Here is a 24,442-nt window from a genome sequence, read left to right as displayed (position 1 = left end):
GGCGTGGCCTGAGGGCACACGCCCCCGCTTTGGCGAGAACGGCCAGAAAATCAGCGTAGGTTTTAGGGGTGAATGACAACGCCTTCGCCGGTCCGTTTGCCAAGCACCCCCGGTCGCCGCTGGAACTGCTGGACACCGTCCCGGACTCCCTGCTGCGCCGGCTCAAGCAGTATTCCGGCCGGCTGGCGACCGAGGCGGTCAATGTCATGCAGGAACGGTTGCCGTTCTTCGGCGGCCTGGAGGCCTCCCAACGGGCCAGCATGGCCCTGGTGGTGCAGACGGCCATCAACAACTTCGTCGAGTGGATGCAGGACCCGCACAGCGACGTCAGCCACACCGCTCAGGCCTTCGAGCTGGTGCCCCAGGACCTCGCGCGCCGGATCGCGCTGCGCGACAGCGTGGACATGGCGCGCGTCACGATGGACTTCTTCGAGGAGGTCGTGCCGCTGGTGGCCCGCTCCGAAGAACAGCTGACCGCGCTGACGGTGGGCATCTTGAAGTACAGCCGAGACCTGGCGTTCACCGCCGCCACGGCCTACGCGAACGCGGCTGAGGCCCGGGGTACCTGGGACAGCCGCATGGAGGCCAGCGTCGTCGACGCGGTGGTGCGCGGCGACACCGGCCCCGAGCTGCTGTCCCGCGCGGCGGCCCTGAACTGGGACACCACCGCGCCGGCGACGGTCGTCGTCGGAACCCCCGCGACCGGTCGCGCCGACGTGACGGGCTCCAGCGGCCCGGCCGCCAGCGAGCGCGCCAGCCAGGACGTCCGCGATATCGCCGCCCACCACGGCCGCGCGGCCCTGACCGACGTGCACGGCACCTGGCTGGTCGCGATCGTGTCGGGCCAGCTCACTCCCACCGACAAGTTTCTCGGCGACCTGCTGAAGGCGTTTTCCGACGGCCCGGTGGTCATCGGGCCCACAGCGCCCATGCTGACCGCGGCCTACCACAGCGCCAGCGAGGCGATCTCGGGGATGAACGCGGTCGCCGGCTGGAGCGGGGCGCCCCGGCCGGTGCAGGCCCGCGAGCTCTTGCCCGAACGCGCCCTGATGGGCGACGCCTCGGCGATCGTGGCGTTGCACACGGACGTGATGAGGCCGCTGGCCGACGCCGGGCCCACGCTGATCGAAACGCTCGAGGCCTACCTGGATTGTGGCGGCGCGATTGAGGCTTGCGCCAGGAAGTTGTTCGTTCATCCAAACACCGTGCGGTACCGCCTCAAGCGCATCACCGATTTCACCGGGCGCGATCCCACCCAGCCCAGGGACGCGTATGTGCTGCGCGTGGCGGCGACGGTCGGCCAGCTCAACTACCCCACGCACCCCGCCGGCGTAGCCGGCAGCACCCTGACGCAGGTTCCGCTGCCGGTCAAGACGGGTGCGCCGCCGCCACCCGAGCGATAGTGACTCAGCCGACATGTCTCGGAACGGTGGCGAAAATGTAGCTTCACGAGCGGTTTTGTGGATAACATACAAAAAGCTAAGACGAGGTTCATAATCTGTTACACCCGCCAAAACCGTTTCCACAGTGTTCTCTTAAACATGTGATCGCATTACTTGCACCCGGGCAGGGTTCACAGACCGAGGGCATGCTGCTGTCGTGGCTCGAGCTGCCCGGCGCCGCTGACCAGCTGGCTTTGTGGTCGAAGGCCAGCGGCCTTGACCTCGTGCGGCTGGGCACCACCGCCTCGACCGAGGAGATCACCGACACCGCGGTCGCCCAGCCGTTGATCGTCGCGGCCACGCTGCTGGCCCACCAGGAACTGATCGGACGCGGACTGCTCACCGGCGGGGACCTCGTCGTGGCCGGTCACTCCGTCGGCGAGATCGCGGCCTACGCGATCGCCGGGGTGATGAGCGGGGACGACGCCGTGTCGCTGGCCGCCACGCGGGGAGCCGAGATGGCCAAGGCGTGCGCCTCCGAGCCCACCGGCATGTCCGCGGTGCTCGGCGGGGATGAAGCCGAAGTGCTGGCCCGTCTCGAACAGCTGGACCTGTTCCCCGCCAACCGCAATGCGGCGGGCCAGATCGTGGCCGCCGGCGCGCTGACCGCGCTGGAAAAGCTCGCCGAAGACCCGCCGGCCAAGGCTCGGGTCCGCGCCCTCGGGGTGGCCGGCGCATTCCACACCAGGTACATGGCATCAGCCCTCGACGGCTACGCCGCCGCGGCGGCCGCGATCGCAACGTCGGAGCCCACCGCCACGCTGCTGTCCAATTACGACGGGAAGCCGGTGCGGACGGCGGCCGAGGCGATGGAGACGCTGGTCGCCCAGCTCACCCAACCGGTGCGCTGGGACCTGTGCACGCAGACGCTGCGTGAGTACGACGTGCAGGCGATCGTGGAGTTCCCGCCCGCGGGCACTCTGACCGGTATCGCCAAGCGTGAACTTCGGGGAGTTACGGCTCGCGCCGTCAAATCACCCGCAGACCTGGACGCGTTGACCGAACTCTGAGGGCCGGATCGTCCAGTTTCAAAGCCAGTACAACCACATAGCACTTCAATTCGATTACCACACAACATATTACGAAGGGACATAGGCTGTGGCCGTCACTCAGGAAGAAATCATTGCCGGTATCGCCGAGATCATCGAAGAGGTCACCGGTATCGAGCCCTCCGAGGTCACCCCGGAGAAGTCGTTCGTCGACGACCTGGACATCGACTCGCTGTCGATGGTCGAGATCGCCGTGCAGACCGAGGACAAGTACGGCGTCAAGATCCCCGACGAGGACCTCGCCGGCCTGCGCACCGTCGGTGACGTCGTGTCCTACATCCAGAAGCTCGAGGAAGAGAACCCCGAGGCCGCCGAGGCACTGCGCTCCAAGCTCGAGACCGAGAACCCCGACGCCGTGGCCAACGTCCAGGCGAGGATGGAAGCGGACAGCAAGTGAGTAACCCTTCCACTGCTAACGGCGGTTACCGCGGCGCTCCTTTCAAGGACGTCGTGGTAACCGCCGTCACGGCGACGACGTCCATCGCGCCGGACATCGAGAGCACGTGGAAGGGCTTGTTGGGCGGTGAGAGCGGCATCCGCGTACTCGAGGACGATTTCGTCACCAAATGGGATTTGCCGGTCAAGATCGGTGGCCACCTCAAGGAACCCATCGACAACCACATGGGCAGGCTGGACCTGCGACGCATGTCGTACGTCCAGCGGATGGCCAAATTGCTCAGCGGTCAGCTGTGGGAGACCGCAGGCAACCCCGAGGTCGACCCGGACCGATTCTCCGTTGTCGTCGGCACCGGCCTGGGCGGCGCCGAGCGCGTCATCGAGACCTACGACCTGATGAACGAAGGCGGCCCCCGCAAGGTGTCGCCGCTGGCTGTTCAGATGATCATGCCCAACGGTGCGGCAGCGGTGGTCGGTCTGCAACTCGGCGCCCGCGCCGGGGTGATGACCCCGGTGTCGGCCTGTTCGTCGGGTTCTGAGGCGATCGCCCACGCGTGGCGCCAGATCGTCATGGGTGACGCGGACGTCGCCGTCTGCGGCGGCGTCGAGGGCCCCATCGAGGCGCTGCCCATCGCGGCCTTCTCGATGATGCGGGCCATGTCGACCCGCAACGACGAGCCCGAGCGTGCCTCGCGCCCGTTCGACAAGAACCGCGACGGATTCGTGTTCGGCGAGGCCGGGGCGCTCATGCTGATCGAGACCGAAGAGCATGCCAAGGCCCGTGGCGCCAAGCCGCTGGCGCGGCTGCTGGGCGGCGGCATCACCTCGGACGCCTTCCACATGGTGGCGCCCGCGGCCGACGGAGTACGCGCCGGCCGGGCGATGACACGGTCGATGGAGCTGGCGGGCTTGTCACCGGCGGACATCGACCACGTCAACGCGCACGGGACCGCGACCCCGATCGGCGACGCCGCGGAGGCCAACGCACTGCGGGTCGCAGGTTGCGAGCATGCGGCCGTCTATGCGCCCAAGTCGGCGCTGGGCCACTCCATCGGTGCGGTCGGTGCCCTCGAGTCGATTCTGACGGTACTGAGCCTTCGGGACGGCGTCATACCCCCAACCCTCAACTACGAGACCCCCGATCCCGAGATCGACCTCGACGTTGTTGCCGGCGAACCTCGCTACGGCGAGTTCCGCTACGCGATCAACAACTCGTTCGGATTCGGCGGCCACAACGTGGCCCTCGCATTCGGACGCTACTGAGCACGACGTCCGGCGACGGTGCGGGCCGCACGTGGCCCGAGGCGAAGCCGGACCAGCATGGAAGGAACGTTCGCAAGACCCATGACCGAATTGGTTACCGGGAAAGCATTTCCCAATGTGGTCGTCACCGGCGTCGCCATGACGACCGCGCTGGCGCCCGACGCGGAGAACACGTGGAAGCTGTTGCAGGACAGCCAAAGCGGTATCCGCATTCTCGAGGATCCCTTTGTGGAGCAGTTCAATCTGCCGGTTCGTATCGGCGGGCATCTCGTAGAGGAGTTCGACAGCCAGCTGACCCGCGTCGAGCAGCGCCGCACGGGCTACCTGCAGAGGATGTCCACCGTCCTGGGCCGCCGGGTGTGGGAGAACGCCGGCAACCCCGAAGTCGACACCAACCGGTTGGCCGTCTCCATCGGCACGGGTCTGGGATCGTCGGAAGAGATGGTCTTCAGCTACGACGACATGCGGGCTCGCGGAATCAAAGCCGTCTCCCCGTTGGGGGTGCAGAAATACATGCCCAACGGCGCGGCCGCGGCGGTCGGCCTCGAACGACACGCGAAAGCCGGCGTGATGACGCCGGTGTCGGCGTGTGCGTCCGGGTGCGAGGCCATCGCGCGGGCCTGGCAGCAGATCGTGCTCGGTGAGGCCGACATGGCGATCTGCGGCGGCGTGGAGACCAGGATCGAGGCCGTGCCCATCGCCGCGTTCGCCGCGATGCGCATCGTGATGTCGACCAACAACGACGACCCGCCCGGGGCGTGCCGCCCCTTCGACCGCGACCGCGACGGCTTCGTGTTCGGCGAGGCCGGCGCACTCATGACGATCGAGACCGAGGAACACGCCAAGGCTCGCGGCGCGAACATCCTGGCCCGCATCATGGGGGCCAGCATCACCTCAGACGGGTTCCACATGGTGGCGCCGGACCCCAACGGCAAACGCGCCGGGCACGCGATCACCCGGGCCATCCAACTGGCGGGCCTGACCCCTGGCGACATCGACCACATCAACGCCCACGCGACCGGCACCCAGGTCGGCGACCTGGCCGAGAGCAGAGCCATCAACAACGCCCTGGGCCCCAGTAACAAGCCCGCGGTGTACGCGCCCAAGTCCGCGCTGGGCCACTCGGTCGGCGCCGTGGGTGCCGTCGAATCGATCCTGACCGTGCTCGCGTTGCGCGACCAGATCGTCCCCCCGACACTGAACCTGGAAAACCTCGACCCCGAGATCGACCTGGACGTGGTGGCCGGCAAACCCCGGCCCGGTCACTACAACTACGCCGTCAACAACTCGTTCGGATTCGGCGGACACAACGTCGCGATCGCGTTCGGGCGGTACTGACCCGGCGCCATCAGCCCCCGAGCCTCACCGGAACAGGAGACACGCGATGACAATCACGGCCCCCGAGGCGGTTGGCGAATCGCTCGACCCGCGCGACCCGCTGCTGCGTCTGAGTACGTTCTTCGACGACGGCAGCGTGGCGTTGCTGCACGAGCGTGACCGCTCGGGTGTCCTCGCCGCCGCGGGGACCGTGAACGGCGTGCGCACCATCGGCTTCTGCACCGACGGCACCGTCATGGGCGGCGCCATGGGACTCGAGGGCTGCACGCACATCGTCAACGCCTACAACACCGCCATCGAGGAGCAGAGCCCGATCGTGGGCATCTGGCACTCCGGCGGTGCCCGGCTGGCCGAGGGCGTAAGGGCCCTGCACGCCGTCGGATTGGTGTTCGAGGCGATGATCCGGGCTTCGGGCTACATCCCGCAGGTCTCCGTCGTGGTCGGTTTCGCCGCGGGCGGCGCAGCCTACGGCCCAGCGCTGACCGACGTCATCGTGATGGCCCCGGAGAGCCGGGTGTTCGTCACCGGGCCCGACGTGGTGCGCAGCGTCACCGGTGAAGACGTCGACATGGCGTCGCTGGGTGGCCCAGAAACCCACCACAAGAAATCCGGGGTATGTCACATCGTCGCCGACGACGAACTCGACGCTTACGAGCGTGGCCGTCGGCTGGTCGGATTGTTTTGCCAGCAGGGACATTTCGACCGCAGCAAGGCCGAGGCCCACGAGACCGACCTGCATGCGCTGCTGCCGGAATCCCCCCGGCGCGCCTACGACGTGCATCCGCTGGTCACCGCCCTGCTCGACGACGACGCGCCGTTTGACGAGTTCCAGGCCAAATGGGCCCCGTCGATGGTGGTCGGCCTGGGCCGACTGTCCGGGCGCACCGTCGGCGTGCTGGCCAACAACCCGCTGCGGCTGGGTGGCTGCCTGAACTCCGAGAGCGCCGAGAAGGCGGCACGTTTCGTGCGGCTGTGCGACGCTTTCGGCATCCCGTTGATCGTGATCGTCGACGTGCCCGGCTACCTGCCGGGAGTGGACCAGGAATGGGGCGGAGTCGTGCGACGCGGCGCCAAGCTGCTGCACGCCTTCGGCGAAGCCACCGTTCCTCGGGTCACGCTGGTCACCCGAAAGATCTACGGCGGGGCTTACATTGCGATGAACTCGCGTTCGCTGGGTGCCACGAAGGTGTTCGCGTGGCCGGACGCCGAGGTCGCGGTGATGGGCGCCAAGGCAGCCGTCGGCATCCTGCACAAGAAGAAACTCGCCGCCACGCCGGAGCACGAGCGTGACGCGCTGCACGAAGAACTCGCCGCCGAGCACGAGCGGATCGCCGGCGGCGTCGACAACGCCATCGAGATCGGCGTGGTCGACGAGAAGATCGACCCCGCCCACACCCGCGGCAAGATCACCGAGGCGCTGGCACAGGCACCGGCCCGCCGCGGCCGCCACAACAACATCCCTCTGTAGGTCGCCGCCGTTGGGCGGCGGTTCCGCGTCGAACGTGAAGCCACTGCGAGATTTGTTGCCATTCTTCGCCGTAGCTTCACGTTCGCCGTGTCCGCCGGCACGCCCGGCAATCTCAGCCCGTCAGGAACTCCTCCGCCACACCGACGACCCGCTCCCGATCCCTCGGCACCAGCCCGATGCGGGTCCGCCGGTCGAGGATGTCGCCGACGGTCAGGGCGCCCTCGTGGGTGACCGCATACTCGAACTCGGCCCGGATCACGTCGATCCCCTCGGCGACGGGGTCGAGTGGCCGCTCGCAGGTGGCGGCGGCGGCGACGTGGGAGGCCTCGGCCCCGAAGCGTGCCACCAGCGACGACGGCAGTCCGGCAGCGGGTCCGCCCCCCGGACCGCCCGGGTTTGCCGCGGCCCCGATCAGCGGCAGGTCGCGGGTCCGGCACGGCCCGGCGGCCAAACCCCGCATGCCCACGGCACGATCCACGACATCCTGCGCCATGTACCGGTATTCGGTCAGCTTGCCGCCGATCACGCTGATCACCCCGGACGGAGACTCGACGACGGCGTGCTCGCGCGAGACGTCGGCGGTGCGGCCCGCACCGGAATCGATCAGCGGCCGCAGCCCCGCGTAGGCGCCGATGACGTCGTCGTGCCCAACACCCGTCCCCAGCGCGGTGTTGACCGTGTCCAGCAGGAACGCGACCTCCGCCGACGACGGCTCCGGCACGTCCGGAATCGGGCCAGGAGCGGCTTCGTCGGTCAGCCCCAGATAGACCCGGCCCAGTTGCTCGGGCATGGCGAACACGAAACGGTTGAGTTCACCTGGGATCGGAATAGTCAGCGCTGCAACGGGATTGCCGAAGGAGGCCGCGTCGAACACCAGGTGGGTGCCGCGGCTGGGCCGTAGCCGCAAGGAGTCGTCGACCTCCCCCGCCCACACCCCGGCCGCGTTGATCACCGCAGCCGCCGACATATGGAACGACTGCCCCGAACGCTGGTCGGTCAATCGCACCGAGGTGCCGGTGACCTCCGAGGCTGCCACGTAGGTCAGGATCCGGGCGCCGTGCTGCGCCGCGGTGCGCGCGACCGCGGTGACCAGCCGGGCGTCGTCGACCAGCTGCCCGTCGTAGGCCAGCAGGCCGCCGGCAAGTCCGTCTTGCCGCACGGTGGGGGCCAGCTCCACCACCCGACCCGCCGCCACCCGCCGCGAGCGAGGCAGAACGGCGGCCGGTGTCCCGGCCGCCATGCGCAGGATATCGCCGGCAATAAACCCTGCCTGCACCAGCGCGCGGCTGCCGCGCCCCATCGACGGGAGCAGCGGAACGACCTGTGGCATCGCGTGGACCAGATGAGGGGCGTTGCGGGTCATCAGGATTCCGCGTTCGATGGCGCTGCGGCGGGCGATGCCCACGTTGCCGGTCGCCAGGTAGCGCAGGCCGCCGTGAACCAGCTTGGAGCTCCAACGGCTGGTGCCGAACGCGAGGTCGTGTTTTTCCACCAGCGCTACGCGCAGGCCGCGCGAGGCCGCGTCCAGGGCCACACCTGCCCCGGTGATGCCGCCGCCGATCACCAGGGTGTCCAGGGTCTCGCCGTCGGCGAGGGCACTCAGCTCGGCCGAGCGCCGGGCCGCGTTCAGGGCCCCATACCTCGGGTCGGTCACGACAGGTATCCGTTCAGTGCGTAGCCGAGTTCGGCGGCCAGCGCGTCGGTGTCCATGATCGGGCGCACGATCTGCGCGGACTGGATCGTCGACTGGACGATCAGCAACACCATGGTGGCCAGCGCGACGGGATCGCCCGCGCGGACGCTGCCGTGTCGCTGGGCAGACCGCAGCCGGGCGGCCAGAGTGTCGATCAGCATGCGCTGGCTGGTCCCCAACCGTTCGGTGATGTAGGTCGGCGCGAGCTCGGAGTGCAGCACCGACATGACCAGCCGGTCACGGCGCAGCAGGTCGGCCACCGTCACGATCTGGCGCACCAGGGATTCCCGGTCGTCGCCGAGCAGCGGCGCGGCGCGCGTGGCATCGATGACCCGCCGGGTCAGCAGTTCGGCGACGATCGAGCGGGTGTCCGGCCAGCGCCGGTAGACGGTCGGCCGGCTCACCCCGGCGCGGCGCGCGATCTCGGCGAGCGTGACCCGGTCGACGCCGAAATCGACCACGCAGCTCGCCGCCGCGACCAGGATTCGCTCCCCGGTGTCCGACGGCGCATTACTGATTGACACCATATGTAATACTGTAACGCATGAGCCGACGCGAGGAGCTCCTGCCGCCGATGACATGGAACGCCTGGGGCGATCCCGCGGCGGCCACACCGCTTCCCGACGGCATCCGGGCGCTCCTGATGCAGGCCGTGGGACTCGAAGATCCCGGGCGGCCCGAACTCGACCCCGACCGGGTGAAGCTGCGCCCGTCGACGTTGTCGCAGGCCGACGTCGACGCGCTGTCCGCCATCGTCGGCGCCGGGTACTGCCGCACCGCACACCGCGACCGGCTGCTGCACGCCGGCGGCAAGTCCACCCTCGATCTGCTGCGGCGCAAGGACGACGGGGTCCAGGACGCGCCCGACGCCATCCTGCTGCCCGGCGACCCCGGCGGCGAGGAGGCCGTCGCCGCGATCCTGCGCCACTGCTCCGAGCGGCGCATCGCCGTCGTCCCGTTCGGCGGCGGGACCAGCGTCGTCGGCGGGCTCGATCCCACCCGCGGCGGGTTCTCCGCGGTGGTGTCGCTGGACCTGCGCCGCTTCGACCGGCTGATCGGGATCGACGAGGTGTCCGGGCAGGCCGTGTTCGGGGCCGGCGTCACCGGGCCGGACGCCGAACGCCTGCTCGGCGAACACGGTTTCTCGCTGGGCCATTTCCCGCAGAGCTTCGAATACGCCACGATCGGCGGCTTCGCGGCGACCAGGTCGTCCGGCCAGGACTCGGCCGGCTACGGCCGGTTCGACGACATGGTCTGCGGGCTGCGCGTCGTCACCCCGGCCGGCATCTTGGACCTGGGCCGCGCACCGGCGTCGGCAGCGGGTCCCGATCTGCGCCAGCTGCTGATCGGCTCGGAGGGCACCCTCGGGATCATCACGCAGGTGCGTCTACGCGTCCACCGCAGACCGGAGGCTGTCCGCCACGAGGCGTGGGCGTTCCCCGACTTCGCGGCCGGCACCGCGGCGCTGCGCGCGGTCACCCAAACCGCCACCGGCACCACGGTCATCCGGCTTTCCGACGAGGTCGAGACCGGGATCAACCTGGCCACCACCGAGTCGATCGGCGAGAGCCAGATCACCGGCGGCTGCCTGGCGATCACCATGTTCGAGGGCACCGCGGAACACGCCGAGAGCCGGTACGCCGAAACCAGTGCCCTGCTCAGAGCCCACGGCGGCACGTCGTTGGGCGAGGGGCCGGCCCAAGCCTGGGAGCGGGGGCGCTTCGCTGCTCCCTACCTGCGCGACTCGCTGCTGAGCGCGGGCGCGCTGTGCGAGACCCTCGAGACCGCGACCGATTGGTCCAACATCCCCGCGCTCAAAGCCGCTGTCACCCAGGCGTTGACCGACGCGCTGGCCGCATCGGGCACGCCGGCCCTGGTGATGTGTCACATCTCGCACGTCTACGCCTGCGGCGCGTCGCTGTACTTCACCGTGGTCGCCGGGCAGCGCGGTGACGCCATCGAGCAGTGGCGGGCCGCCAAAAAGGCGGCCTCCGAGGCGATCATGGCCACCGGCGGGACGATCACCCACCACCACGCCGTCGGCGCCGATCACCTGCCGTGGATGCGCGACGAGGTCGGCGAGCTCGGCGTTCGCGTGCTGCGCGCGGTCAAGGCCACGCTGGACCCGGCCGGAATCCTCAACCCCGGCAAGCTCATTCCATGACGTTGTCCAGGCGCGAGATCGGCAAGGTGATCGCGCTGACCAACCCCGCCTCCGGACACGGCGCCGCGATCCGCGCGGCGCAGCTCGCTATCGACCGGCTGCACCGCCGGGGTGTAGAGGTCGTGGAGATCATCGGCGACGACGCGCAGGACGCCCGGTTCCTGGTCGGCGCCGCGCTCGACAAAGGCGCCGACGCGTTGATGGCGACCGGAGGTGACGGCGTCGTCTCCAACGCACTGCAGGTGTTGGCGGGTAACGACATTCCGCTGGCGATCGTCCCCGCGGGCACCGGCAACGACCACGCCCGCGAATTCGGCATCCCGCTGGTACCCGAGGAGGCTGCCGACGTCGTCGTCGACGGCTGGACGGAAACCGTCGACCTGGGTCGGATCACGTGGGGCGAGGGCTCGCACAAATGGTTCGGCACCGTGGCGGCCACCGGGTTCGATTCCCTGGTCACCGATCGCGCCAACCGGATGCGCTGGCCCCATGGCCGCACGCGCTACTACCTGGCGATGCTGGCCGAGCTGTCGCAGCTGCGCCTGCTGCCGTTCCGCATGGTGCTCGACGGAACCCGGGAGATCGACACCGATCTCACGCTGGTGGCGTTCGGCAACACCCGCAGCTATGGCGGCGGGATGCTGGTCTGCCCGCACGCCGACCACGCCGACGGCCTGCTCGATCTGACCATGGTGCACGAAGCGTCACGAACGAAGCTGGTCCGGCTGTTCCCCACCGTGATGAAGGGGACCCATGTAGACCTCGCCGAGGTCAGCACGGCGCGCGCCACGACGATCCACGTGGAGTGCCCCGGCATCAACGTCTACGCCGACGGCGACTACGCCTGCCCGCTGCCCGCGGAGATCAGCGCAGTACCGCACGCGCTGCGGGTGCTGAGACCAAACCGGGCCTAACCCACGCCTCGGCTGACCCAGGTCACCTCGCCGGCGTCGCCGCCGTCGCGATATGCCTCGAGCGCGTCGTCCCACGCCGTCCCCAGCACCGTGTCCAGCTCGGCGGCCAGCGCGTCGGCGCCCTGGGCCATGATCGAACGCAGCCGCATCTCCCCGACCATGATGTCGCCGTTGGCGCTCATCGCCCCGCTCCACAGGCCCAGCTGCGGGGTGTGGCTGAACCGATGCCCGTCGACGCCGGGGCTGGGATCCTCGGTGACCTCGAACCGCAGCACCGACCAGGAGCGCAGCGCGTTGGCCAGCCGAGCGCCGGTGCCCACCGGCCCCACCCAGTTGGTGACCGCGCGCAGTTGTCCGGGCATCGCCGGCTGCGGCGTCCACGTCAGGTTCGCCTTGGCGCCCAACGTCGACGACAACGCCCACTCGACATGCGGGCATACCGCCGCGGGCGAGGCATGGATATACACCACGCCAGCCGTCACGTCGGCGAATTGATTCGTCGCACGCATCTCTTGCTCCTTCGGTTCCACGAGGGACGTCTTCCCCAACGACCTGGCGGACCCGGCAAGCAGGATGCACTGCTGATGCTGTTGTGTCTTGCGTTTCTATTGTGCCCTGTGATGCCCGTGTTGCGCTAGTCTTCACACCCGATTAGTGGTATTCGGCGAGCACAGCGTCGGAGATCGCCGGCCACGCCTCGCGCGCCCAATCCCCGAAATCACGGTCGGTCAGGACCACCAGCGCCAGCTCCGCGTCGGGATCTGCCCAGATGAAGCCCCCCGACTGGCCGAAATGGCCGTACGCGCGCGCCGAGTTGCGGGCGCCGGTCCAGTGCGGTGATTTGGCGTCCCGGATCTCGAAACCCAGGCCCCAGTCGTTGGGCCGCTGGACGCCGTAGCCGGGCAGCACCCCGTCCAGGCCCGGGAACTGCACCGTCGTCGCCTCGGCGTGCAACTGCGCCGAGACGATCGAAGGGCACAGCAGGTCGCCGACGAACGACACGAGGTCGGCCACCGTCGAGGTCGCGCCGAACCCTGCCTCCGCCGAGCCGCCGTCGAGCCGGGTGCCGCCCATCGCCAGCGGTTCGCACACCGCCTCGGTGAGGTAGCGCCCGAAATCGATACCCGACTCCCGCTGCACGGTCTCGGCCAGCACCGTGAAGCCATAGTTGGAGTACATCCGCCGGGTGCCCGGCTTGGCCAGCACCCGGTCGGAGTGCATGACCAGGCCCGACGCGTGCGCCAGCAGATGGCGGATCGTCGCGCCGGGCGGGCCGGCCGCGGTGTCCAGGTCGACGACCCCCTCCTCGACGGCCACCTGGACGGCCCGCGCCACCAGCGGCTTGGTCACCGAGGCCAACGCGAACACCCGCCGGGTGTCGCCGTGGTCGGCCAGCACGCCGGCGGGACCCACCACCGCGGCGGCGGCGGCCCGAACCGGCCAGTCGGCGATGGCCGCCAGTGCTCCGGAAGCGGCCATCACTTCCTGGCGATGTAGTAGTTGTTGATCGGGTCCGACTCGACCTCGGCCACCTGCACGTCACCGAACCCGGCGTCGGCCAGCATCGAGGTGGCCAGCTGCTCTCCCCAGGCGGCGCCCAGGCCGGCGCCGTCCAGCGCCAGCGACACGGTCATGCAGTGCATCAATGACGTCGTGTAAAGGTAGGTGCGCATCGGCACCCCGACGTTGTCCTCCAGCCGGCTCGAGGCCTTGATGTCGGCCATCAGCAGGACGCCGCCGGGCCGCAGCGAGCGGTGGATGTTCTCCAGCACCCGCGCCGGGTGGGCCTGGTCGTGGATGGCGTCGAACACCGTGACGACGTCATAGGCGTCGGCCTTGTCCAGTCCGGACAGGTCGTGGCTTTCAAAACTCGCGTTGGTCAGACCCAGCCCGGCCGCCTCCCGCCGGCCTGCCGCGATGCCCTCCTCGGAGAAGTCGATGCCGGTGAACCGGCTGGTCGGAAACGCCTTGGCCATCACGTTGATCGCATGCCCGCTGCCGCAGCCGAAATCGGCCACGTCGGCGCCGCAGCGCAGTCGTTCGACCAGTCCGTCGATTAGCGGCAGCACCACGTCGACGAGCGCGGTGTCGTACACCGCCGCGCTCTGCTCGGCCATCAAGGTGTGGAAGCGGTGGTAGTGGCTGTAGGGCAGGCCGCCGCCCCGGCGGAAGCAGTCGATGATCTGCTGCTCCACCTCGGCCAGTTGGGGGATGAACATCGCCGCCAGCGCCAGGTTGTCCGGTCCGGCTGCCCGGGTCAGTACGCGGGCGCGGTGCGCAGGCAACGTGTAAGTGGCCGAGTCGGGGTCGTAGTCGACGACATACCCGGTCGTCATGCCGGCCAGCCATTCCCGCACGTAGCGCTCGTCGAGGCCGGCGGCCTCGGCGATCTGCGCGCTGGTGGACGGGGGCAGTCCGGCGATCGTGTCGAGCAGGCCGGTCTGATGCCCGACGCTGAGCAGCAACGCCAGGCTGGCGCCGTCGATGGCGCCCATGATCCGCCCGGCGAATTCCTTGGTCGTTTCGGTGGTGGTTGCAGAGGTCGTTTCGGCGGCCTCGCGCGGGGTTTCCTGGGATGGCGTCACGTTTGGCGACGCTACACCGGCGGCGTGGACCGGCGCCGACTCCGGCGGATGGATGGACGGGCCACTGCGAAATGTATGGCCGGCAGTAGGGTCGGGGCCATGAGTCAGACAGTGCGCGGCGTCATTTCACGCAAGAAGGGCGAGCCCGTCGAGTTGGTGGACGTCGTCGTCCCCGACCCGGGACCGGGCGAGGTCGTGGTCGACGTCATCGCCTGCGGGGTCTGCCACACCGATCTGACCTACCGGGAGGGCGGCATCAACAACGAGTACCCATTCCTGCTGGGCCACGAGGCCGCCGGCACGGTGGAGGTGGTGGGGCCCGGTGTGACGGCGGTGTCCCCGGGCGACTTCGTCGTCCTGAACTGGCGCGCGGTGTGCGGCCAGTGCCGGGCCTGCAAACGCGGCAGGCCGCACCTGTGTTTCGACACCTTCAACGCCGCGCAGAAGATGACGCTGACCGACGGCACCGAGCTGACGCCTGCGCTGGGCATCGGGGCGTTCGCCGACAAGACGCTGGTGCACGAGGGCCAGTGCACCAAGGTGAACCCGGAAGCCGACCCGGCCGTCGCGGGCCTGTTGGGCTGCGGGGTGATGGCCGGTATCGGCGCGGCGATCAACACCGGCGGGGTGACCCGCGACGACACCGTGGCGGTGATCGGCTGCGGCGGCGTCGGCGACGCCGCGATCGCGGGCGCCGCGCTGGTCGGGGCACGCCGGATCATCGCTGTCGACACCGACGACACGAAGCTGGAGTGGGCCCGCAAATTCGGCGCCACCCACACCGTCAACGCCCGCGAGGTCGACGTCGTCGCGGCGATCGCCGAGCTCACCGACGGCTTCGGGGTCAACGTGGCGATCGACGCCGTCGGCCGGCCCGAGACCTGGAAGCAGGCCTTCTACGCCCGCGACCTGGCCGGAACCGTTGTGCTGGTGGGCGTCCCGACGCCCGATATGCGCCTGGACATGCCGCTGGTGGACTTCTTCTCCCGCGGCGGTGCGCTGAAGTCGTCGTGGTACGGCGACTGTCTGCCCGAGCGCGACTTCCCCACCCTGATCGACCTGTACCTGCAGGGCCGGCTCCCGCTGGAGCGCTTCGTGTCCGAACGCATCGGGCTGGGCGACGTCGAAGAGGCGTTCCACAAGATGCACGGCGGCAAGGTGCTGCGCTCGGTGGTGATGTTGTGATGGCCCCCATCGAGCGGGTCGTCACCCACGGGACATTCGAAATCGACGGCGGCAGTTGGGAAGTCGACAACAACATCTGGATCGTCGGCGACGACTCCGAAGTGGTGGTCTTCGACGCCGCCCACACCGCCGAGCCGATCTTGAACGCCGTCGGCGGCCGCAAGGTGGTCGCGGTGGTGTGCACGCACGGCCACAACGATCACGTCACGGTGGCCCCGCAGCTGGGCGCGGCCCTCGACGCGCCGGTGCTACTGCATCCCGGCGACGAGGTGCTGTGGCGGATGACCCACCCGGACAAGGACTTCCGAACAATCTCCGACGGAGACACGCTGCACGTCGCTGGCACCGAACTTCATGCGCTGCACACCCCGGGCCACTCCCCCGGATCGGTGTGCTGGTACGCCCCCGAGTTGGACACCGTGTTCAGTGGCGACACCCTGTTCGCCGGCGGCCCGGGTGCGACGGGACGCTCCTACTCCGACTTCCCGACGATCCTGCGGTCCATCTCGGAGCGGTTGGGCCGGCTGCCCGGCAACACCGTCGTGCACACCGGCCACGGCGACAGCACCACCGTCGGCGACGAGATCGTCCACTACGAGGAGTGGGTGGCCCGTGGGCATTAGTTGACGGCCCACGAGCGTAACCTGACTGCGCATTTCGGCCCGGATTCTCGCGGTGGCGTTACGCTCGCGGCAGTCGAGAAGGAGTGTAGGGGCGGAATCTGTTCGGGAACCTGGTCTGGGTGCCGTTCAGCGAATGTTTCCCGCCCCCGCGATCAGCGGCAGGTCCAGCGGGGTGACCCAGCCCGGCCGCAACTCGTTGACCGCCGGAACCGCGTGCAGCGCACGCATCCCGGTCGCCAGGCACCCGGCCGTGGCCGCATCCCGGCCCGAGCCGTCGGTGAACCGGAACGCGGTCTCCTGGAAGATGCTCGGCGTCCCCTCGATGTCCACCCGGTAGACGTCGTCGTCGTGGCCCGACGGCCACTCCGGGGCGGCGTCGCGGCCGATGCGGTTGACGTGCTCGAGTTGGATACGAGTTTCGCCCTGGTAGATCCCGTTGATGGTGAATCGGACAGCGGCGACGTGGCCCGGTTCGATGACGCCCTTGATCGTGGTGCGCTCGGTCGGGGTCACCCACTTGTCCCAGGTGGTGGTCATCTCGTCGAGCGTGATGCCGGCGGCGTGCGCGATCATCGGGACGGTGGCGCCCCACGCGAAGATCAGCACGTCGGGGTTTTCCAGCATCGGGCTGTATTCGGGCTCCCGCCCGATGCCCATCTCGACTTCGTAGTCGCCTTCGTAATTGGTGTAGTCCAGCAGCTCCGAGGCGCGCACCCGCCGTACCTCGGAGCACAGGCCCATCAGCGTCATGGGGAACAGGTCGTTGGCGAATCCGGGGTCGATGCCGGTGGTGAAGCACGACGACTCCCCCAGCTCGCAGGCCTGCGTGATCGGCTCGATCCACTGCGGCGGGTTCAGCGACATGTTCGGCCAGACCCACGGGGTCATCGCGGTCGAGCACACGTCGATACCGGCCCGCAGGAACCGCGTGATCAGCGCGATGTTGTCCTTGGCGTGCATCGCCGTCGGGCCGTAGTGCACCAGCGCGTCGGGGTTCAGGGCGATCAGGGCGTCGACGTCGTCGGTGGCGACGACGCCCACCGGCGCGGGCAACCCGCAGATGTCGCCGACGTCGCGCCCGACCTTGTCGGGGTTGCTGACCCCGACACCCACCAACTCGAACGCCGGGTGCTTGACGATCTCGGCGATCACCATCTTGCCGACGAACCCGGTGCCCCAGACCACCACACGCTTCGACCCGCGCTCCGACATGTTCACCTTCCTGTCACCGCCCCTGCCCGGATTCACACACTAAGCGCACGACACCGGCGACAGCTAGCATCTGGCACGTGCAACGGGCGACGAAGCCGGCCTGGCTCACCAGGAACGTGTGGGTGCTGTCGCTGGTGTCGCTGCTGCAAGACTCTGCCAGCGAACTGCTCTACCCGCTGTTGCCGCTCTATCTGACGACCGTGCTGGGCGCGCCGCCTTCGGTGGTCGGGGCGGTGGAGGGCGCGGCGGAGGGCGCGGCCTCGCTCACCAAGGTCGCCTCGGGCCCGCTGGGCGACCGGTTCGCCCGCCGCCCCCTGATCGCAACGGGTTACGGCATGGCGGCGTTGGGCAAGCTCATCGTCGCGGCGGCCGGGGCGTGGCCCGGGGTGCTGGCCGGGCGGGTGGTCGACCGGTTGGGCAAGGGGCTGCGCGGCGCGGTTCGCGACGCCCTGCTGGTCGACGGCATCGAGCCGGCGCAGCGCGGCCGGGTTTTCGGGTTTCACCGGACGATGGACACGCTCGGCGCGGTCATCGGTCCGCTGCTCGGCCTGGCCGGCTACGAGCTTTTCGATCACCGGATCGGCCCGGTGCTCTACCTGGCGGTGATCCCTGCCGTGCTCAGCGTCCTGCTGATCGCCTGGGTTCGCGAACGACCGCGGGACGTGGCGCGCGCGGTCCGACAATCGATGTTCACGGGCGCGCGGCAGCTGCCCGGCCGCTATTGGGAAGTGGTCTCGTTCCTGGTCGCATTCAGCGTCGTCAACTTCCCTGACGCGCTGTTGTTGTTGCGGCTCAAGGAAATCGGCTTTTCGGTCGTCGGTGTCATCTTGGCCTATGTCGGCTACAACGCGGTGTACGCGCTGGTGAGCTTGCCGGCCGGTGTGCTCGCGGACCGCGTCGGCCGGCCGCTGACCTACGGGGTCGGGCTGGTGTTCTTCGCCGTCGGCTATCTGGGACTGGGCATCACCACGGACCCGGCGACGGCGTGGGGTCTGATCGCGGTGTACGGGTTGTTCACCGCCTGCTACGACGGCGTCGGTAAGGCATGGGTCTCGACGCTTGTCGGGGGCGAGCTACAGTCCAACGCCCAGGGACTGTTCCAGGGACTGAGCGGGTTCGCGGTGCTCGCGGCGGGACTGTGGGCAGGCTTTCTGTGGGGCGCGGACGGCCGGCTGCCGTTGCTGATCTCGGGTTCAGTCGGCGCGGTGTTCGCTGTGGTGCTGTTCGGCGCCGCCGCGCGCCGCTGACTCCGAGCCGCTTTCCGACCGTCGCGCGTGATGACACGACGGGTGACCATGGCCGGCTGCAGGCACTGACCGTGCCGAGCAGGCGCGACACTCCCGCCGGAGGTTCACACGGATTAGGCTCGCTCCCACGACTTCAATGGAGAAGTTCACTGGCGAAGGAGATGCAGTTGAGCATCAAGACGGGTATCGCGACGCGGCCCAACGGGACGCCACCACCCGAGATCCCATTGGCCGACATCCATCTCGAGTCGCTGGAGTTCTGGGGCCGTGACGACGACTTCCGCGACGGCGCCTTCGCCACCCTGCGCCGCGAGCAACCGATCTCGTTCTGGCCCGCGATCGAGTACGACGGGTTCGAAGCGGGCACCGGGTACTGGGCGCTGACCAGGCACGACGACGTTCACTTCGCCAGCCGCCATCCGGAGATCTTCAGCTCGGCGGGGGGCATCACGATCGGCGACCAGTTGCCGGAGATCTCCGAATACTTCGGCTCGATGATCGTGCTCGACGATCCGCGGCATCAGCGGCTGCGTTCGATCGTGAGCCGAGCCTTCACCCCGAAAGTGGTGGCGCGTATCGAGGCGTCGGTGCGCGAGCGAGCCCGGCGGCTGGTCGCCGCGCTGATCGCCGAGCACCCGGACGGGCAGGCGGAGCTGGTCACCGAACTCGCCGGGCCGCTGCCCCTGCAGGTCATCTGCGACATGATGGGCATCCCCGAGGAAGACCATCAGCGGATCTTCCACTGGACCAACGTGATTCTCGGGTTCGGCGACCCCGACCTGGCCACCGACTTCGACGAGTTTCTTCGGGTTTCGATGGATATCGGCGCGTACGCCAGCGCGCTGGCCGAGGACCGCCGCGCCGATCAGCACGACGACCTGACGACGAGCCTGGTGCAGGCCGAAGTCGACGGTGAACGCCTGACGTCGGCCGAGATCGCGTCGTTCTTCATCCTGCTGGTGGTGGCGGGCAACGAGACGACGCGCAACGCGATCAGCCACGGAGTGGCGGCCCTGTCCCGCTTCCCCGCCGAGCGCGACAAGTGGTGGGCTGACTTCGACCGCCTGACGCCCACCGCCGTCGAGGAGATCGTGCGCTGGGCCTCGCCGGTGGTCTACATGCGACGCACGATGACTCGCGATTACAAGCTCAGCGGCACCACGATGAAGGCCGGTGACAAGGTCACGCTGTGGTACAACTCGGCCGATCGCGACGAGTCCACGTTCGCCAACCCCTGGCTCTTCGACGTGGCGCGCACCCCCAACCCGCACCTCGGCTTCGGCGGCGGAGGTGCGCACTTCTGTCTGGGCGCCAACCTGGCCCGCCGCGAGATCAGGGTGGTCTTCGACGAGTTGCGCCGCGAGATACCCGACATCGTGGCCACGGAGGAACCCGCCCGTCTGCTGTCGCAGTTCATCCACGGCATCAAGAGGCTACCCGTGGCCTGGACTCCCCCGAGGTGACGACCCGTCTCGGCCGGTCTGGAAGACCATGGCCGCGACGACACCGCTGACCGTGTCCACGCTGAGCAGCCACATCGGTCTCGGCGCGAGCAGACGCGAAAGCCCCCGCACCGCGTTCCCCGACCAAAGCCACGAGATCATCGCGATCAGGCACAGCGCCGACGCGGTAATCGTCGAGTTCTGGCTGGTGGGCACCCATCGCGGATACCTGGGCAAGATCCCGCCCACCGGCAGCCGTTTCCGGGTGCGCATGACCGCCTATTTCGTGTTCGACGAGTCCGAAACGCTTGTGTGCGAACGCATTTACTTCGACACGCTGACCATGCTCAAGCAGCTGCTGGGCGGGCTGAACATGAAGCGGCCGGCGAACTGGCCACCGGCCGCGCACCGCGGGCGCGTCAGCAACCGAGTTGCCCCGCGAGGTCGAGGAAGTCGGAGGCGTTGACGTCGAACTCCGCGGAGTAGGCCACGTCGGCCGCCCCGCCCGGCCCGAATTCCAGCGGCCGCGCGACGAAGGCGGTGCCGAACCCCAGAGCCGCGGCGGCGCGCAGATCGTACTTGTGGCTTGCCACCATCATGATCTCGGCTGGCTCCAGCCCCAGATAAGTCGCCGCCATGCGGTAGATCGCCGGGTCGGGTTTGAACACCCCGGCCATCTCCGCGGCGAAGACCGCGTCCCACGGCAGCCGGGCCCGCTTGGAGATGTTGACCAGCGCGGAGACGTCGGTGTTCGACAGCGTCGCCAACGTGAACGCATTCTTCAGCCGCGTCAGCCCGGGCACCGCGTCGGGCCACGGCCGCAGGCGCTGCCAGGCCAGCGTCGCAGAGAGTCGAAAAGAAATCCGTCGCCGTTCCCTGCACGTCGAACAGCAACGCCCGCAACACGACCACCACTCTACGATGAGCCCCGTGGCCGATGATGTCGACAGCGACAGCGACAGACAAGACGAACCCGACTACCGGTTCACGTTCGCCAACGAACGGACATTCCTGGCCTGGCAACGGACCGCGCTGGGGTTGCTCGCCGCCGCCGTCGCATTGGTGCAACTGGTTCCGGAACTGACCATCCCCGGCGCGCGCCGCGGGCTGGGGGTGGGCCTGGCGGTGCTGGCCGTCCTCACCAGCGGGATGGGGTGGCTGCGCTGGCATCAAGCAGACGGGGCCATGCGTCGCGGTGACCCGTTGCCCCGTCACCCTTCGCCGCTCTACCTTGCGGTGGGGCTCAGTCTGGTCGGGCTCATCGCGCTCGGGCTGGTACTGGCGAAGGCGTCGCTGGCGTGAGTGGCACCCCGGCCCTGTCCGATCGCGGGCTTCAGGCGGAGCGGACGGCGCTGTCCTGGTCGCGCACGTCGTTCGCGTTCCTGGTCAACGGGGCGCTGCTGATGATCAGGAACCTGCACGGATCGACCGGGCCTGCGGGGTGGATACCGGCCGGGCTGGCCGGTGCGGTGGCGTTGCTCACCTACTACATCTCGCGTCGGCGCCAGCGAATACTGCGACAGCCCGTCAGCACCCGGATCACCGCCCGGCGGTCGGTCTACAGCATCGGGGTGGCGTCGCTGCTGCTCATCGTCGTGACGACCATCGGCCAGCTCCTCCACTAGCCGCCAACGACCGCGGCGACTCCGGTTCGGTGCGCACGGCGACTCGCCGTAGCTGCTCGGAGAGCCTGCGGACCTCGTGGCGGAGCTCGGCGATCTCGGCGGACGAGCTCGCCTGTTGCGCGCTGTCGTTCTCCGATACCCGTTCGACGATCCAGGAGGCCAGCGACGCGGTGACCACGCCCACCAAGGTGATGCCGCCGATCATCAGCATCACGGCGACCAGCCGACCCGCAACGGTGACGGGGTACAGGTCGCCATAGCCGACCGTGGTCACCGTGGACACGGCCCACCACAACGCCTCGCCGAACGAGGTGATTTTGGCGCCAAGGTGTCCGCGTTCGAAGTCGAAGACCGCCACCGACGAGACGTAGATCAACAGACACACACCCGTGATGGTGTAGGTGAGGATCCGCCCGCGCATCGCCATACCGATGGCCTTCTGCAACGCACCGGCCAAAACGACCAATCGTAGGAGAAGCAACGGCCTCATGAGGGGAAGTGCGGCGACCAGCAAGTCGAACAGGTGATGGACGAACCAGTGCCGCTTGTCGGACGCCAAAGTGAGACGGACCAGGTAATCGCCGACGAACAGACACCAGGCGACCCAGCTCGACAGCCACAGAATGTGCGTCCCCACCCGTCCGAGATGGCCCAGCACGTGCACCGAGTACAGGGCGATGAAGGCGATGGCGACCAACACCAACGGCAACTCGGTGAGATGTTGCCAGCGTTCTTCTTGTGTCGGCTTTTCGGTTTGCTCACCCACGCGGCGGGCCTCCGTTGTCCATAGTCGTCACATCCCTGGCGAATTCGGTGACCGAGAACCTCTGACCTCGCCCCGCCAGACATACACGTATCCTGGCCATCATCACAACTCGATAACGAGTGTTCCCGGAATCCGGGATTTTATTCGGGTTGGTCGCGGCCCACGTCCACACCTCTGACACACCTCTGACGCCAGCGGTACTGCCCGGGAAAGTTTTCGCGACGCCGGTCTTCGAGACAATGACGACCTTATGCAACTATTGCTATTGGTGGTAAATTACCAGGTCAGTTGATCGCCAACACGAGTCACGGTCGGCGCCCTTGCGCCGCACCGCTCGCCGTCGGGAAAGGACCGATCCGGCATGAGGCACGGAGACATCTCGTCGAGTCCGGACACCGTCGGTGTCGCCGTGGTGAATTACAAGATGCCGCGGCTGCACGCCCTTGACGAGGTTCTCGCCAATGCACAACACATCGCCGACATGGTGGCGGGTATCAAGCAGGGCCTGCCGGGAATGGATCTGATCGTCTTCCCGGAGTATTCGACCCAGGGCATCATGTACGACGAGGCGGAGATGTACGCGACCGCCACCACCATCCCCGGCCCGATCACACAGATCTTCGCCGAGGCGTGCCGCGCCGCCAAGACGTGGGGCGTGTTCTCGCTGACCGGCGAACGGCACGAGGAACACCCCCACAAACCGCCGTACAACACGCTCATCCTGATCAACGACCGCGGCGAGATCGTCCAGAAGTACCGCAAGATCATTCCGTGGAACCCGATCGAGCCGTGGTATCCCGGCTCCGACACCTACGCCGTCGAGGGCCCGAAGGGGATCCTGGTGTCACTGATCGTCTGCGACGACGGCAATTACCCCGAGATCTGGCGCGACTGTGCGATGAAAGGCGCCGAGCTCATCGTCCGCTCGCAGGGCTACATGTATCCCGCCGCCGAGCAGACGGTGCTGATGTCCAAGGCGATGGCCTGGGCCAACAACGTCTACGTCGCCGTGGCGAATGCGGCTGGATTCGACGGCGTATACAGCTACTTCGGACACTCGGCGATCGTCGGATTCGACGGCCGCACCCTGGGTGAAACCGGGACCGAAGAGTACGGCGTCCAGTACGCGGCGCTGTCCATCTCGGCGATCCGCGACGCGCGGCGAACCGGGCAATCGCAGAACCACCTGTTCAAATTGCTGCATCGCGGCTACACCGGTGTGCACGCGGCCGGCGAGGGCGACAAAGGTGTTGCCGACTGCCCGTTCGACTTCTACAAACTCTGGGTGAACGACCCGAAGAAGGCCCAGGAGAACGTGGAGTCGATCACCCGCGACACCATCGGCGTCGCTGAGTGCCCGGTGGGTGACCTGCCCACCGAACACGACCAGAAAACCTGACCGTGCTGACCGTCGACGCCGCCGTTACCGAATTCGCCGCAGGCGACGAAGCCGGCCGCGGGCCCGAAAGCCTCGTCCAGTCAATCGGATGCGCCACGTTTGCACTCCCAGGCTCGCGTTCGCGGCGCCCGCAGCGTTGCACGGGTAGTCGCCGGGGGACGGTCGTGCCAAAGATCCACCTGCGAAATGGCCGAACAGGAGGCCGAACTGAACACGGCGGTGCACAATCTGGGCGGCCACCAAGTGGAGAACCGCACACACGTCGAGAACCGTTGCCCGGCAGTCTTTTCCCGGGCCACCCCCGAATGCCTCGGCGGATTCGACCCCTCTGATGCGCGTCGAGACGCTAGCCCCCGCAAGGTCCAATTTGCGCATGCCGGTTGCAGATTCGGCGGTCTTGTGCGGAAATAGACGAATCGGGTAAATCACAATGTCGGCATCCGCTCGCATGGGGAGTATCACCGCATGATCGCACGTCATATCGCTCGTCTTCTCGGTCCGGCCGTCGTCGCGGCGTCAGGCCTGGGCGCCTCGGCCCTGACGTCGGCCATTCCGTTCGCCGCCGCCCAGGGCTGCCCGGACGTTCAAGTGGTGGCCGCCCGCGGCACCGGGGAGGACCCCGGCCCCGGCC

22 protein-coding genes and 2 pseudogenes are annotated in these 24,442 nt (G+C 68.3%); 16 read left to right on the top strand and 8 right to left on the bottom strand.

Annotated features, from left to right (window positions below; translation table 11 throughout):
* Positions 1 to 68 precede the first annotated feature (68 nt).
* From AC2VOK_RS06230 to AC2VOK_RS06205, 6 genes are all read left to right on the top strand, one after another.
* Positions 69 to 1,403 carry a PucR family transcriptional regulator gene (locus tag AC2VOK_RS06230; RefSeq protein ID WP_428899701.1) on the top strand — a complete coding sequence of 445 codons (1,335 nt, stop codon included), beginning with the start codon at positions 69 to 71 and terminating at the stop codon, positions 1,401 to 1,403.
* Between the two features lie 140 nt (positions 1,404 to 1,543).
* Complete coding sequence (locus tag AC2VOK_RS06225) at positions 1,544 to 2,452, top strand: ACP S-malonyltransferase (RefSeq protein ID WP_428899700.1); 909 nt, start codon at positions 1,544 to 1,546, stop codon at positions 2,450 to 2,452.
* Positions 2,453 to 2,540: 88 nt separating this feature from the next.
* Entirely contained in the window at positions 2,541 to 2,888 is a 348-nt protein-coding gene (gene acpM / locus AC2VOK_RS06220) for a meromycolate extension acyl carrier protein AcpM (protein WP_428899699.1), read from the top strand.
* Positions 2,885 to 4,150 (top strand): 3-oxoacyl-ACP synthase KasA, encoded by a 1,266-nt coding sequence (kasA, locus tag AC2VOK_RS06215; RefSeq protein ID WP_428899698.1) that lies wholly within the window; start codon positions 2,885 to 2,887, stop codon positions 4,148 to 4,150. Before acpM ends, kasA begins: the two co-directional genes overlap by 4 nt.
* 81 nt (positions 4,151 to 4,231) lie before the next feature.
* Entirely contained in the window at positions 4,232 to 5,488 is a 1,257-nt protein-coding gene (gene kasB, locus AC2VOK_RS06210) for a 3-oxoacyl-ACP synthase KasB (protein ID WP_428899697.1), read from the top strand.
* A gap of 46 nt (positions 5,489 to 5,534) precedes the next feature.
* On the top strand, positions 5,535 to 6,956 hold the full coding sequence (locus tag AC2VOK_RS06205) for an acyl-CoA carboxylase subunit beta (RefSeq protein WP_428899696.1): 1,422 nt from the start codon (positions 5,535 to 5,537) through the stop codon (positions 6,954 to 6,956).
* Positions 6,957 to 7,068: 112 nt separating this feature from the next.
* On the opposite strand, the gene AC2VOK_RS06200 is transcribed toward AC2VOK_RS06205, so the two are convergent.
* Together AC2VOK_RS06200 and AC2VOK_RS06195 are read right to left on the bottom strand one after the other, a co-directional pair.
* Complete coding sequence (locus AC2VOK_RS06200) at positions 7,069 to 8,610, bottom strand: glycerol-3-phosphate dehydrogenase/oxidase (RefSeq protein WP_428899695.1); 1,542 nt, start codon at positions 8,608 to 8,610, stop codon at positions 7,069 to 7,071.
* Entirely contained in the window at positions 8,607 to 9,176 is a 570-nt protein-coding gene (locus AC2VOK_RS06195; RefSeq protein WP_428899694.1) for a TetR/AcrR family transcriptional regulator, read from the bottom strand. The genes AC2VOK_RS06200 and AC2VOK_RS06195 overlap by 4 nt, the downstream gene beginning before the upstream one ends.
* Before the next feature lie 47 nt (positions 9,177 to 9,223).
* On the opposite strand from AC2VOK_RS06195, the gene AC2VOK_RS06190 reads away from it, so the two are divergent.
* Together AC2VOK_RS06190 and AC2VOK_RS06185 are read left to right on the top strand one after the other, a co-directional pair.
* Entirely contained in the window at positions 9,224 to 10,813 is a 1,590-nt protein-coding gene (locus AC2VOK_RS06190; protein WP_428899703.1) for an FAD-binding oxidoreductase, read from the top strand.
* A complete protein-coding gene (locus tag AC2VOK_RS06185; RefSeq protein ID WP_428899693.1) occupies positions 10,810 to 11,727 on the top strand; it encodes a diacylglycerol kinase in 918 nt (305 codons plus the stop codon). Before AC2VOK_RS06190 ends, AC2VOK_RS06185 begins: the two co-directional genes overlap by 4 nt.
* Here AC2VOK_RS06185 and AC2VOK_RS06180 read toward each other — a convergent pair.
* The 3 genes from AC2VOK_RS06180 to AC2VOK_RS06170 form a co-directional block, all read right to left on the bottom strand.
* A complete protein-coding gene (locus AC2VOK_RS06180; RefSeq protein WP_428899692.1) occupies positions 11,724 to 12,236 on the bottom strand; it encodes a DUF3145 domain-containing protein in 513 nt (170 codons plus the stop codon). The genes AC2VOK_RS06185 and AC2VOK_RS06180 overlap by 4 nt on opposite strands.
* Positions 12,237 to 12,378: 142 nt before the next feature.
* A complete protein-coding gene (locus tag AC2VOK_RS06175) occupies positions 12,379 to 13,206 on the bottom strand; it encodes a serine hydrolase domain-containing protein (RefSeq protein ID WP_428899691.1) in 828 nt (275 codons plus the stop codon).
* Positions 13,206 to 14,222 carry a class I SAM-dependent methyltransferase gene (locus tag AC2VOK_RS06170; protein WP_428899702.1) on the bottom strand — a complete coding sequence of 339 codons (1,017 nt, stop codon included), beginning with the start codon at positions 14,220 to 14,222 and terminating at the stop codon, positions 13,206 to 13,208. Before AC2VOK_RS06170 ends, AC2VOK_RS06175 begins: the two co-directional genes overlap by 1 nt.
* A 189-nt stretch (positions 14,223 to 14,411) precedes the next feature.
* Here AC2VOK_RS06170 and AC2VOK_RS06165 point away from each other — a divergent pair, with 189 nt between their 5' ends.
* A complete protein-coding gene (locus AC2VOK_RS06165; protein WP_428899690.1) occupies positions 14,412 to 15,497 on the top strand; it encodes an S-(hydroxymethyl)mycothiol dehydrogenase in 1,086 nt (361 codons plus the stop codon).
* A complete protein-coding gene (locus AC2VOK_RS06160; RefSeq protein WP_428899689.1) occupies positions 15,497 to 16,120 on the top strand; it encodes an MBL fold metallo-hydrolase in 624 nt (207 codons plus the stop codon). Before AC2VOK_RS06165 ends, AC2VOK_RS06160 begins: the two co-directional genes overlap by 1 nt.
* 126 nt (positions 16,121 to 16,246) lie before the next feature.
* Here AC2VOK_RS06160 and AC2VOK_RS06155 read toward each other — a convergent pair whose 3' ends face one another.
* On the bottom strand, positions 16,247 to 17,332 hold the full coding sequence (locus AC2VOK_RS06155; protein ID WP_428899688.1) for an NAD(P)H-dependent amine dehydrogenase family protein: 1,086 nt from the start codon (positions 17,330 to 17,332) through the stop codon (positions 16,247 to 16,249).
* Positions 17,333 to 17,409: 77 nt separating this feature from the next.
* Between AC2VOK_RS06155 and AC2VOK_RS06150 the strand changes: the two genes are divergently transcribed.
* From AC2VOK_RS06150 to AC2VOK_RS06140, 3 genes and pseudogenes are all read left to right on the top strand, one after another.
* On the top strand, positions 17,410 to 18,579 hold the full coding sequence (locus AC2VOK_RS06150) for an MFS transporter (RefSeq protein WP_428899687.1): 1,170 nt from the start codon (positions 17,410 to 17,412) through the stop codon (positions 18,577 to 18,579).
* A gap of 161 nt (positions 18,580 to 18,740) precedes the next feature.
* Positions 18,741 to 20,042 carry a cytochrome P450 gene (locus AC2VOK_RS06145; protein WP_428899686.1) on the top strand — a complete coding sequence of 434 codons (1,302 nt, stop codon included), beginning with the start codon at positions 18,741 to 18,743 and terminating at the stop codon, positions 20,040 to 20,042.
* A 103-nt stretch (positions 20,043 to 20,145) separates the two neighbouring features.
* Positions 20,146 to 20,487 (top strand): annotated as a pseudogene (locus AC2VOK_RS06140) (ester cyclase); the annotation flags it as partial.
* Here AC2VOK_RS06140 and AC2VOK_RS06135 read toward each other — a convergent pair.
* Positions 20,441 to 20,863: pseudogene (locus AC2VOK_RS06135) on the bottom strand (HAD-IA family hydrolase); the annotation flags it as partial. The pseudogenes AC2VOK_RS06140 and AC2VOK_RS06135 sit on opposite strands and share 47 nt — an antisense overlap.
* Before the next feature lie 79 nt (positions 20,864 to 20,942).
* On the opposite strand from AC2VOK_RS06135, the gene AC2VOK_RS06130 reads away from it, so the two are divergent.
* Positions 20,943 to 21,323: a YidH family protein gene (locus AC2VOK_RS06130; RefSeq protein ID WP_428899685.1), complete on the top strand. Its 381-nt coding sequence runs from the start codon at positions 20,943 to 20,945 to the stop codon at positions 21,321 to 21,323.
* Entirely contained in the window at positions 21,320 to 21,646 is a 327-nt protein-coding gene (locus AC2VOK_RS06125; RefSeq protein WP_428899684.1) for a DUF202 domain-containing protein, read from the top strand. Before AC2VOK_RS06130 ends, AC2VOK_RS06125 begins: the two co-directional genes overlap by 4 nt.
* On the opposite strand, the gene AC2VOK_RS06120 is transcribed toward AC2VOK_RS06125, so the two are convergent.
* Complete coding sequence (locus AC2VOK_RS06120) at positions 21,609 to 22,412, bottom strand: potassium channel family protein (protein WP_428899683.1); 804 nt, start codon at positions 22,410 to 22,412, stop codon at positions 21,609 to 21,611. The genes AC2VOK_RS06125 and AC2VOK_RS06120 overlap by 38 nt on opposite strands.
* A 361-nt stretch (positions 22,413 to 22,773) precedes the next feature.
* Here AC2VOK_RS06120 and AC2VOK_RS06115 point away from each other — a divergent pair, with 361 nt between their 5' ends.
* Positions 22,774 to 23,811 carry an aliphatic amidase gene (locus AC2VOK_RS06115; RefSeq protein ID WP_428899682.1) on the top strand — a complete coding sequence of 346 codons (1,038 nt, stop codon included), beginning with the start codon at positions 22,774 to 22,776 and terminating at the stop codon, positions 23,809 to 23,811.
* The last annotated feature ends 631 nt before the right edge of the window (positions 23,812 to 24,442 follow it).

It is taken from the genome of Mycobacterium sp. TH-M116 (genome assembly GCF_057473685.1).
Note: the sequence above shows the minus strand (reverse complement) of the source record. Positions and strands in the feature narration are given on the sequence as shown.

Coding starts and splice junctions, on each gene's coding strand:
- AC2VOK_RS06155 (WP_428899688.1), bottom strand. CDS start 17,332: ATGTCGGAGCGCGGGTCGAAGCGTGTGGTGGTCTGGGGCACCGGGTTC.
- AC2VOK_RS06130 (WP_428899685.1), top strand. CDS start 20,943: ATGAGCCCCGTGGCCGATGATGTCGACAGCGACAGCGACAGACAAGAC.
- AC2VOK_RS06180 (WP_428899692.1), bottom strand. CDS start 12,236: ATGCGTGCGACGAATCAATTCGCCGACGTGACGGCTGGCGTGGTGTAT.
- AC2VOK_RS06195 (WP_428899694.1), bottom strand. CDS start 9,176: ATGGTGTCAATCAGTAATGCGCCGTCGGACACCGGGGAGCGAATCCTG.
- AC2VOK_RS06190 (WP_428899703.1), top strand. CDS start 9,224: ATGACATGGAACGCCTGGGGCGATCCCGCGGCGGCCACACCGCTTCCC.
- AC2VOK_RS06185 (WP_428899693.1), top strand. CDS start 10,810: ATGACGTTGTCCAGGCGCGAGATCGGCAAGGTGATCGCGCTGACCAAC.
- AC2VOK_RS06165 (WP_428899690.1), top strand. CDS start 14,412: ATGAGTCAGACAGTGCGCGGCGTCATTTCACGCAAGAAGGGCGAGCCC.
- AC2VOK_RS06170 (WP_428899702.1), bottom strand. CDS start 14,222: ATGGGCGCCATCGACGGCGCCAGCCTGGCGTTGCTGCTCAGCGTCGGG.
- kasB (WP_428899697.1), top strand. CDS start 4,232: ATGACCGAATTGGTTACCGGGAAAGCATTTCCCAATGTGGTCGTCACC.
- AC2VOK_RS06175 (WP_428899691.1), bottom strand. CDS start 13,206: ATGGCCGCTTCCGGAGCACTGGCGGCCATCGCCGACTGGCCGGTTCGG.
- AC2VOK_RS06205 (WP_428899696.1), top strand. CDS start 5,535: ATGACAATCACGGCCCCCGAGGCGGTTGGCGAATCGCTCGACCCGCGC.
- AC2VOK_RS06160 (WP_428899689.1), top strand. CDS start 15,497: ATGGCCCCCATCGAGCGGGTCGTCACCCACGGGACATTCGAAATCGAC.
- AC2VOK_RS06115 (WP_428899682.1), top strand. CDS start 22,774: ATGAGGCACGGAGACATCTCGTCGAGTCCGGACACCGTCGGTGTCGCC.
- AC2VOK_RS06145 (WP_428899686.1), top strand. CDS start 18,741: ATGCAGTTGAGCATCAAGACGGGTATCGCGACGCGGCCCAACGGGACG.